This window comes from Sphaerotilus sp. (assembly GCF_041083715.1).
Taxonomy (GTDB): Bacteria; Pseudomonadota; Gammaproteobacteria; order Burkholderiales; family Burkholderiaceae_C; genus Sphaerotilus.
In genome coordinates this window covers 1-7,551 of record NZ_JBFPGY010000266.1, presented here as the reverse complement: position 1 = coordinate 7,551, position 7,551 = coordinate 1, and the positions used below count along the sequence as shown (strand labels likewise).

Below are 7,551 nucleotides of genomic sequence, written 5' to 3'. Positions count from 1 at the left end.
TCTCGGTGAGCTTGGTGATCAGACCGTCGATGCCCGACGCCGAGATCTCCTGCGCGAAGCTGGCCCGGTAGGTCTCGACCAGCCAGACACCCAGCACGTTCACGTCGTAGATCTTCCAGCTGTCGCCAGTCTTCTCCACGCGGTAGTCCAGCTGGATCGGGTCGCCCTTGCCCTTGACCTCGGAACGCACCAGCACCTCGGTGTCTTCCGGGCGGGCGCGCAGCGGCTTGAGTTCAACCGATTGGTCCTTCACCTGCGTCAGCGCACCCGCATAGGTGCGCACCAGCAGCGTCTTGAATTCTTCCTGCAGACGGGTCTGCTGTTCAGGCGTGGCCTGGCGCCAGTAGCGCCCGACTGCCGCCGACGTCATGCGCAGGAAGTTGACATTGGGCAGGATCTTGGCGTCCACCAGCGTCATGATCTTCTTGGTGTCGCCTGCCTGGATGGCCTTGTCGGTCTTGACGGATTCGATCACCTCACCCGAGATCTGCTTGATCCAGGCATCTGGTGCGGTCTGGGCGTGGGCGACGGCGGTGACCAGCACCAGTGCGGCGGTGGCGATCAGCGAGGTCCAGCGGCTTTTCAACATGGAGTTCCTTTCAACGACCACCCGGAGGCGGGCAGTGGTTCTTCAACGTCCCGGGAACGTGCCCGGTTGTCATCAGGGTTTTGGAGCCGGCGCGGACGCGGCCGAATCCGCCGGTGCAGGCGCAGCAGCAGCGCCCATCGAGTCGACGTCTTCTTCATCCGGCGGGTTGCCATCGTAGACAAGGCTGCGGCGGCGCTGCAGATAGGCATTGCGCACGAAGGCGTACTTGTCCAGCGCGATGTCGTCGATCAGCTTGGTGGCGGACAACAACCCGGCCCTGGTGCTGACCAGGCGGACGCCAGTCATCGTGTTGCGCGTCACCGAGACGGACACCAGCGCTTCAGGGGACGCCTTCAGGTCCACCGGCAGCCCGATCGAGTCGCGCACCGTGGACGGGCCGAGGATGGGCCAGACGATGTAGGCGCCGCTGGGCACACCCCAGCGCCCGAGCGTCTGGCCGAAGTCTTCTCCGTGGCGCTCGAAGCCAAGCTCCGTGGCGATGTCCATCACGCCACCAAAGCCGAACACCGTGTTCGTGCCGAAGCGCATCACATCGCTGAAGCCATCCGCGAACCGCCCCTGCAGGAACAGGTTCACGGCCGACCAGGCGTCCCGCACGTTGCCAAAGAAATTCGACACCACCAGCTGCACCGACACAGGCAGCACGGCCTCATAGACCTGCGCTGCCGGCTTGAGCGCCACCTTGTCGACCGCCTCGTTGAAGGCAAATACCTTGCGGTTCAACGGCTCCAGCGGATCCGGACGCTGCGCCGTCGCGCACCCTGCCAGCAGCACCACACTGCACAGGAGCACCAACGCAGACCGCCTCATGGTTTGCCGGCCGGCGCGTTGCTCGCGTCGGCTGCCTTGTTGAAGAGGAACTGGCTGATCAGCGTCTCCAGCACCACCGCCGACTGCGTCTGCGTGATCACGTCGCCTGCCAGGAGCGTCTTGTCGGACGCGCCGGGCTCGATGCCCAGGTACTGCTCGCCGAGCAGGCCCGCCGTGAGGATCTTGACCGAGCTGTCCTTGGGAAAGGCATAGCGCTGCTCCATCTCCATCTCCACCGTTGCCTGGAACGACTTGTCGTCGAAGCTGATGCGCGTGACCCGGCCGACCACGACACCAGCACTCTTGACCGCCGCGCGGGCCTTCAGGCCACCGATGTTGTCAAAGCGTGCGGACACCCGGTACACCGGTTCGAACGACAGGCTGAGCAGGTTACCCGCCTTGAGCGCCAGGAACAGCAGCGCCGCTGCACCGACCAGCACGAACAAGCCCACCCAGAGGTCATGACGGGATTTCTGCATGTTGTTTTCCTCTGCTACGAGTTCAGATTCAGATCGAGAACATCAGCGCGGTGAGCACGAAGTCCAGCCCCAGCACGGCCAGCGAGGACATCACCACGGTGCGGGTCGTCGCACGCGCCACACCCTCGGGGGTCGGCTGGCAGAAATACCCCTGCAACAACGCCACGAAGGTCACCGTCAGGCCGAACACCATGCTCTTGACGACGCCGTTGCCGACATCCTTGAACACATCGACACCGCTCTGCATCTGCGACCAGAACGCCCCGGCATCGACCCCGATCAGCATCACGCCGACCAGCCAGCCGCCCATGATGCCCACGGCGCTGAACACCGCCGCCAGCAGCGGCATGGCGATCAGCCCACCCAGGAAGCGCGGTGCGAGCACCCGCAGCACGGGATCGACAGCCATCATTTCCATCGCGGCGAGTTGCTCGCCCGACTTCATCAGACCGATCTCGGCTGTGAGCGCGGTGCCCGCCCGCCCGGCGAAGAGCAGCGCCGTCACCACCGGGCCGAGTTCCCGCACCAGCGACAGCGCCACCAGCAGACCGAGTGCTTCGGACGAGCCATAGCGCTGCAGCGTGTAATAGCCCTGCAACCCGAGCACGAAGCCGACGAACAACCCCGACACCGAGATGATGGCCAGCGAGTAATTGCCCAGAAAGAAGATCTGGTCGGCGACCAGCCGGAAACGGGCCAGCGCCGCGGGCATCAAGGCCACCAGGCGGCCCATCAGGCGCGTGGCCTCGCCGATGCCGGTCAGACGGACCCGCACCGACTGCCCGATCGCCGACAGCATGTCCGCGAGACCGCTCATCGTGCGCCTCCACGCAGGCCGAAGTCCTCGCCGACCGAGGTCGCCGGGTAGTGGAAGCGCACCGGACCATCCGGAGCAGCATCGACGAACTGCCGCACCAGCGGATCGTCGGTCCGGCGCAACTCGTCGGGCGTTCCCTGCGCAGCGATGCCACCATTGGCGATGAACACCACGTGGTCGGCGATCGAGAACGTCTCGTCCACGTCGTGCGACACGACGATGCTGGTCACTCCCAGCGCATCGTTCAGCTCGCGGATCAGACGCGCCGCCACACCCATCGAGATCGGGTCGAGCCCCGCGAAGGGCTCGTCGTACATGATCAGATCCGGATCCAGCGCAATCGCCCGGGCCAGTGCCACGCGCCGGCTCATGCCGCCAGAGATCTGGCTCGGCATCAGATCGCGTGCACCGCGCAGGCCCACGGCATTGAGCTTCATCAGCACCAGATCGCGCACCATGGCCTCGGTCAGGTCGGTGTGCTCGCGCAGCGGGAACGCCACGTTGTCGAACACCGACAGGTCGGTGAACAGCGCACCGAACTGGAACAGCATGCCCATGCGTCGGCGCATCGCCATCAGCCCGCTGCGGTCGAGGCCAGCCACATCCGTGCCATCGAACAGCACCTGCCCCGACAGCGCATCCAACTGGCGACCAATCAGCCGCAGCACCGTCGTCTTGCCTCCACCAGAGGTACCCATGAATGCCACGACCGCGCCTCTCGGCACCGTCAGGTTCACATCCTTCAGGATGATGCGGTCACCATAGCCACAGGTCACACCACGTAACTCGACGAGCGACGAAGCAGAAGCGGCAACGGGAGATGCGAGAGGCGATGCAGGAGGCACGGGCGATGGTGCAAGCGGTGGATTCAATCCACGAAGGCCGTGGTACTGCCGGCGATGATAGGGGAAAGCACGGGGATCGGTTTGAAGAAGCGTTGATCCGTCCAAACTGCATGCAAACGACAAAGCCGCCCGAAGGCGGCCATATGGGCATGACGACTGCGTCAGATCAGGTCGAAAAGCTCGATCCGCAGCCACATGTCGTGGTCGCGTTGGGGTTCTGGATGACGAACTGCGAACCCTGCAAGTCTTCCTTGTAGTCGATCTTGGCACCCGTCAGGTACTGCAGGCTCATCGCATCGATCAGCAGCGTCACACCGTTCTTGTGCATCTCGGTGTCGTCGTCGTTCACGATTTCGTCGAACGTGAATCCGTATTGAAAGCCTGAGCAGCCACCGCCCTGCACGAACACGCGCAGCTTGAGGTCAGGGTTGCCCTCTTCCGCGACCAGATCAGCCACCTTGGCAGCTGCGCTGTCGGTGAAGATGATCGGGGCAGGCATGTCGAAGGCAGTGGTGTCGATGGTTTCGGCGACGGCGCTCATGGGCAACTCCGGTTAGCGTTCGTACAGTGGATTATTTATTTGTCATTGCCCGTGGCCAGCAGCTTCAGAGAGGGCTTGTCCTCCAAGGCGGCCGATCCGGAACTCCTGCCGGCGCCCCCAGAGGAGATGCGGTGCAAAGCGCCTTCAATGGTAGCACCCTGGTGCATTTCGAGTGCCTCGTAGACGACATCGCCCTGGATATGCGCCTTGGGTTGCAGCTCCAGCAAGTGGTTCGACTCGACAGGGCCAATGACGGTTCCATTGATGATGACATGCCCGGCCTTGACCGTGCCGGTGACCTTGGCTTTCTCGCTGATCACCAGAATGCTGGTGTCGTTGGCGCTGGCGACCACGTCACCCTGAATCTCGCCATCGATGCGCAGACCGTCGCTGAATCGCAAGGTTCCCTGGATCACGGTACCTTCACCGATCAGGCTGCGGATGGCGGGCTGTTTCTTGGAGCCGAACATGGATTGTTGTCCTGAATGAAAAGTGGTTTGCCGCAATGGCGAAGAGGGCCGTGGACCGAAGACGACAAGGCTCACATCCGGGCCACCTCGGATGCCTGCAGCTTCCCTGAAGCATCCAGAACCTTGATTTCCAGTTGTTTTACCACGACCCCGGACGGCAGATCGACCACGCCTTCCAGGCGCTGGTACTGTTTCATTTCGAACGACTGACTTGCCTTGGTCACGGTCTGCGTCCATGGATGGCCCTCCTGGGTTCCCGTGATTGTCAGGTCGTAGCGGCCCTTGAGCTCACCAGACTGACCAACCGCCTGCATCAGCAGGGCCAGATAACGCAGCCGCCCCGGTCCGTCGAGCCTGGTCTGCAGGCCACGAATGGCCAGCGGCTTGCCGTCATCACGCGACGGCATGAGTTTTTCGAAAAATCCCAGATCCCGTGTCATCGCGAGGTTTTCGGCCTCCAGCGACTTCACCCTTGCAGCGAGGCTTTCCTGCGTGGCCTGCGCTGCCTTGAGCAGGCTGTCGGCGGTATTGGCCACCGACACCGCCCGGTCGTGTTCCTCGCGCAGACGCGCGATCTCTTCACGCAAGCTGACCAGCTCGGTCCGGGCATCGTGGTCCAGACCGGTGATTTCCTTGCCGAACTCGAACACCCACAGCGCCAGCGCTGCCGAGCAGCCCATCATGAGTGCCAGCAGCAGCCAGCGCAGCGGCCACGGCATCCGGCTGCGAACCGTGACCCGCGGCGCACTCACCGACCAGCGTCGGCGCAGAAGTTTCCATCGCATAGCTTGAGCAGCTTCGATACGAGCCGACGCATCCTTTGTGGAAATTGACACACTTCTCACACGATACACCAACAAAAAGGGCCACCCTGAGGTGACCCTTGTTCGCGGGGCGCCGTCGCGCCCTTTGAATCGCCGAGATCGCGAAGATTGATCAGCGCTTGCTGAACTGCTTCCGACGACGGGCGCCGTGCAGACCGACCTTCTTCCGCTCGACTTCACGCGCATCGCGCGTCACGAAGCCGGCGTGGCTCAGTTCGGGCTTGAGCGTCGCGTCATAGTCGATCAGCGCGCGGGTCACACCGTGACGCACCGCACCCGCTTGACCAGACTCGCCGCCGCCATGCACGTTGACCTTGATGTCGAAGGTTTCGACATTGTTGGTCAGGAACAGCGGCTGCTTGACGATCATGATCGAGGTCTGGCGGCCGAAGTACTCTTCGACCGACTTGCCGTTGACCGTGATCAGGCCGGAGCCCTTCTTGATGAAGACACGCGCGACCGACGACTTGCGACGGCCCGTGCCATAGTTCCAATCACCAATCATGACGGCTCCTTAGATGTCCAGCGACTTGGGCTGCTGAGCGGCGTGCGGGTGTTCACCACCGGCATAGACCTTCAGCTTCTTGATCATCGCGTAGCCCAGCGGACCCTTCGGGAGCATGCCCTTGACGGCCTTCTCGATGGCGCGGCCAGGGTGCTTGGCTTGCATGTCCTTGAACTTGGTGCCGTAGATACCGCCCGGATGACCCGAGTGACGGTAGTACACCTTCTGTTCGGCCTTGTTGCCCGTGACACGGATCTTGTCCGCGTTGACGATGACGATGAAGTCACCGGTGTCCACGTGAGGCGTGTAGATTGCCTTGTGCTTGCCGCGCAGGCGGAGGGCGACTTCGCTGGCCACCCGTCCGAGAATCTTGTCTGTCGCGTCAATCACAAACCAGTCATGCACGACTTCGGCCGGCTTGGCGCTGAAAGTCTTCATGGCAAATCTCTTTGCAGTTCGGTTTGCTGGCTGCTGAGCGAAGCCCTCGGCGCTGCTTGTGAGTGCAGCCTCTCGGGTCTTCGTGGATGTTGACCATCCCTTTGTCCGCGCAGCCGTGGGCGGAAAAGCCCACGACTGTAGCACAACAAGGCTCAGTTGCCGCTCGGTACCTTGCCTTCGACGCCCTTGACGTAGAAGTTGATGCCCGACATGAACTTGTCGTCGGCGACGGCGTCCTTCTTCAGGATTTCCTTGCCGTCCTGCCCGACGATCGGACCCTTCCAGATCACGAAGCTGCCGTCGGTCAAGCCGGCCTTGACCTTGGCCAGCTTGTCCTTGACCTCGGCGGGCACCTTGTCGGAGATGGACACGATGTCGATCGCACCTTCCTTCACGCCCCACCACACGCCACCGGTGGTCCAGGTGCCATCCAGCGTGTCCTTGATCGCCTTCTTGTAGTACGGCGCCCAGTTGATGACCGACGAGGCCAGGTGCGCGTTCGGGCCGAACTTGCTCATGTCCGAGTCCCAGCCGAAGGCGAACTTGCCCTTTTCCTCGGCCTTCTGCAGCACGGCGCTGGAGTCGGTGTTCTGGAACAGCACGTCGGCGCCGCCCGAGATCAAGCTGCCGGCGCCCTCGCCTTCCTTCGGCGGATCGAACCACTTGTTGACCCAGACCACCTTGGTCTTGATCTTCGGATTGACGCTCTGCGCGCCCAGCGTGAACGAGTTGATGTTGCGGATCACCTCGGGGATGGGGATCGAGCCGACCACGCCCAGCGTGTTCGACTTGGTCATCGAACCGGCGATGACACCCGCCATGTACGCGCCCTCGTAGGTGCGGCTGTCATACGTGCGCATGTTCGGCGCCGACTTGTAGCCGGTGGCGTGCTCGAACTTGACGTCCGGCGTGTCCGCGGCGACCTTGAGCATCGGCTCCATGTAGCCGAAGGTGGTGCCGAAGACCAGCTTGTTGCCCTGGCCGACCAGGTCGCGCATGACGCGCTCGGCGTCGGCGGACTCGGGCACGTTCTCGACGAAGGAGGTGACGATCTTGTCGCCGAACTCGGCCTCGACGGCCTTGCGGGCGCTGTCGTGGGCGAAGGTCCAGCCGGCGTCGCCGACCGGGCCGACGTAGGCGAAGGCGACCTTGAGCGGCTCGGGCTTCTTGGGGGCTTCAGCGGCAGGCGCGGAAGCGGGGGCTGCGGCAGGT

Annotated in this window: 11 protein-coding genes; all 11 read right to left on the bottom strand. The window is 63.2% G+C overall.

The window, feature by feature from the left end; all coding sequences use genetic code 11:
- Positions 1-589: MlaC/ttg2D family ABC transporter substrate-binding protein (locus AB3X43_RS12075; RefSeq protein WP_369430101.1), on the bottom strand; the 589-nt coding region annotated here is incomplete at its 3' end.
- A gap of 72 nt (positions 590-661) precedes the next feature.
- The gene (locus AB3X43_RS12070; RefSeq protein ID WP_369430100.1) at positions 662-1,402 is read right to left on the bottom strand and encodes an MlaA family lipoprotein; all 741 of its coding nucleotides are present in this window, start codon (positions 1,400-1,402) and stop codon (positions 662-664) included.
- A gap of 14 nt (positions 1,403-1,416) precedes the next feature.
- Positions 1,417-1,899 (bottom strand): outer membrane lipid asymmetry maintenance protein MlaD, encoded by a 483-nt coding sequence (gene mlaD / locus AB3X43_RS12065; RefSeq protein ID WP_369430098.1) that lies wholly within the window; start codon positions 1,897-1,899, stop codon positions 1,417-1,419.
- A 28-nt stretch (positions 1,900-1,927) separates the two neighbouring features.
- Positions 1,928-2,698, bottom strand: coding sequence for a lipid asymmetry maintenance ABC transporter permease subunit MlaE (gene mlaE / locus AB3X43_RS12060; protein ID WP_473965114.1), 771 nt, complete (start codon positions 2,696-2,698; stop codon positions 1,928-1,930).
- A gap of 14 nt (positions 2,699-2,712) precedes the next feature.
- Positions 2,713-3,561: an ABC transporter ATP-binding protein gene (locus AB3X43_RS12055; RefSeq protein WP_369430096.1), complete on the bottom strand. Its 849-nt coding sequence runs from the start codon at positions 3,559-3,561 to the stop codon at positions 2,713-2,715.
- Positions 3,562-3,727: 166 nt separating this feature from the next.
- Positions 3,728-4,102: an iron-sulfur cluster insertion protein ErpA gene (gene erpA, locus AB3X43_RS12050; protein WP_369430094.1), complete on the bottom strand. Its 375-nt coding sequence runs from the start codon at positions 4,100-4,102 to the stop codon at positions 3,728-3,730.
- Positions 4,103-4,137: 35 nt separating this feature from the next.
- Complete coding sequence (locus AB3X43_RS12045) at positions 4,138-4,572, bottom strand: bactofilin family protein (protein WP_369430093.1); 435 nt, start codon at positions 4,570-4,572, stop codon at positions 4,138-4,140.
- A 71-nt stretch (positions 4,573-4,643) separates the two neighbouring features.
- Positions 4,644-5,291, bottom strand: a complete 648-nt coding sequence (locus AB3X43_RS12040; protein ID WP_369430091.1) for a DUF6776 family protein — start codon at positions 5,289-5,291, stop codon at positions 4,644-4,646.
- 217 nt (positions 5,292-5,508) lie between these two features.
- On the bottom strand, positions 5,509-5,901 hold the full coding sequence (gene rpsI, locus AB3X43_RS12035) for a 30S ribosomal protein S9 (RefSeq protein ID WP_179632796.1): 393 nt from the start codon (positions 5,899-5,901) through the stop codon (positions 5,509-5,511).
- A 9-nt stretch (positions 5,902-5,910) separates the two neighbouring features.
- Positions 5,911-6,339, bottom strand: coding sequence for a 50S ribosomal protein L13 (gene rplM, locus AB3X43_RS12030; protein ID WP_179632797.1), 429 nt, complete (start codon positions 6,337-6,339; stop codon positions 5,911-5,913).
- Between the two features lie 152 nt (positions 6,340-6,491).
- A partial coding sequence (locus tag AB3X43_RS12025; protein WP_369430090.1) for a BMP family ABC transporter substrate-binding protein occupies positions 6,492-7,551 on the bottom strand: 1,060 nt, incomplete at its 5' end.

Bases quoted from the DNA above. Each gene is read 5' to 3' on its own strand.
- mlaD (WP_369430098.1), bottom strand. From the start codon at position 1,899: ATGCAGAAATCCCGTCATGACCTCTGGGTGGGCTTGTTCGTGCTGGTC.
- mlaE (WP_473965114.1), bottom strand. From the start codon at position 2,698: ATGCTGTCGGCGATCGGGCAGTCGGTGCGGGTCCGTCTGACCGGCATC.
- erpA (WP_369430094.1), bottom strand. From the start codon at position 4,102: ATGAGCGCCGTCGCCGAAACCATCGACACCACTGCCTTCGACATGCCT.
- AB3X43_RS12045 (WP_369430093.1), bottom strand. From the start codon at position 4,572: ATGTTCGGCTCCAAGAAACAGCCCGCCATCCGCAGCCTGATCGGTGAA.
- AB3X43_RS12040 (WP_369430091.1), bottom strand. From the start codon at position 5,291: ATGCCGTGGCCGCTGCGCTGGCTGCTGCTGGCACTCATGATGGGCTGC.
- rpsI (WP_179632796.1), bottom strand. From the start codon at position 5,901: ATGATTGGTGATTGGAACTATGGCACGGGCCGTCGCAAGTCGTCGGTC.
- rplM (WP_179632797.1), bottom strand. From the start codon at position 6,339: ATGAAGACTTTCAGCGCCAAGCCGGCCGAAGTCGTGCATGACTGGTTT.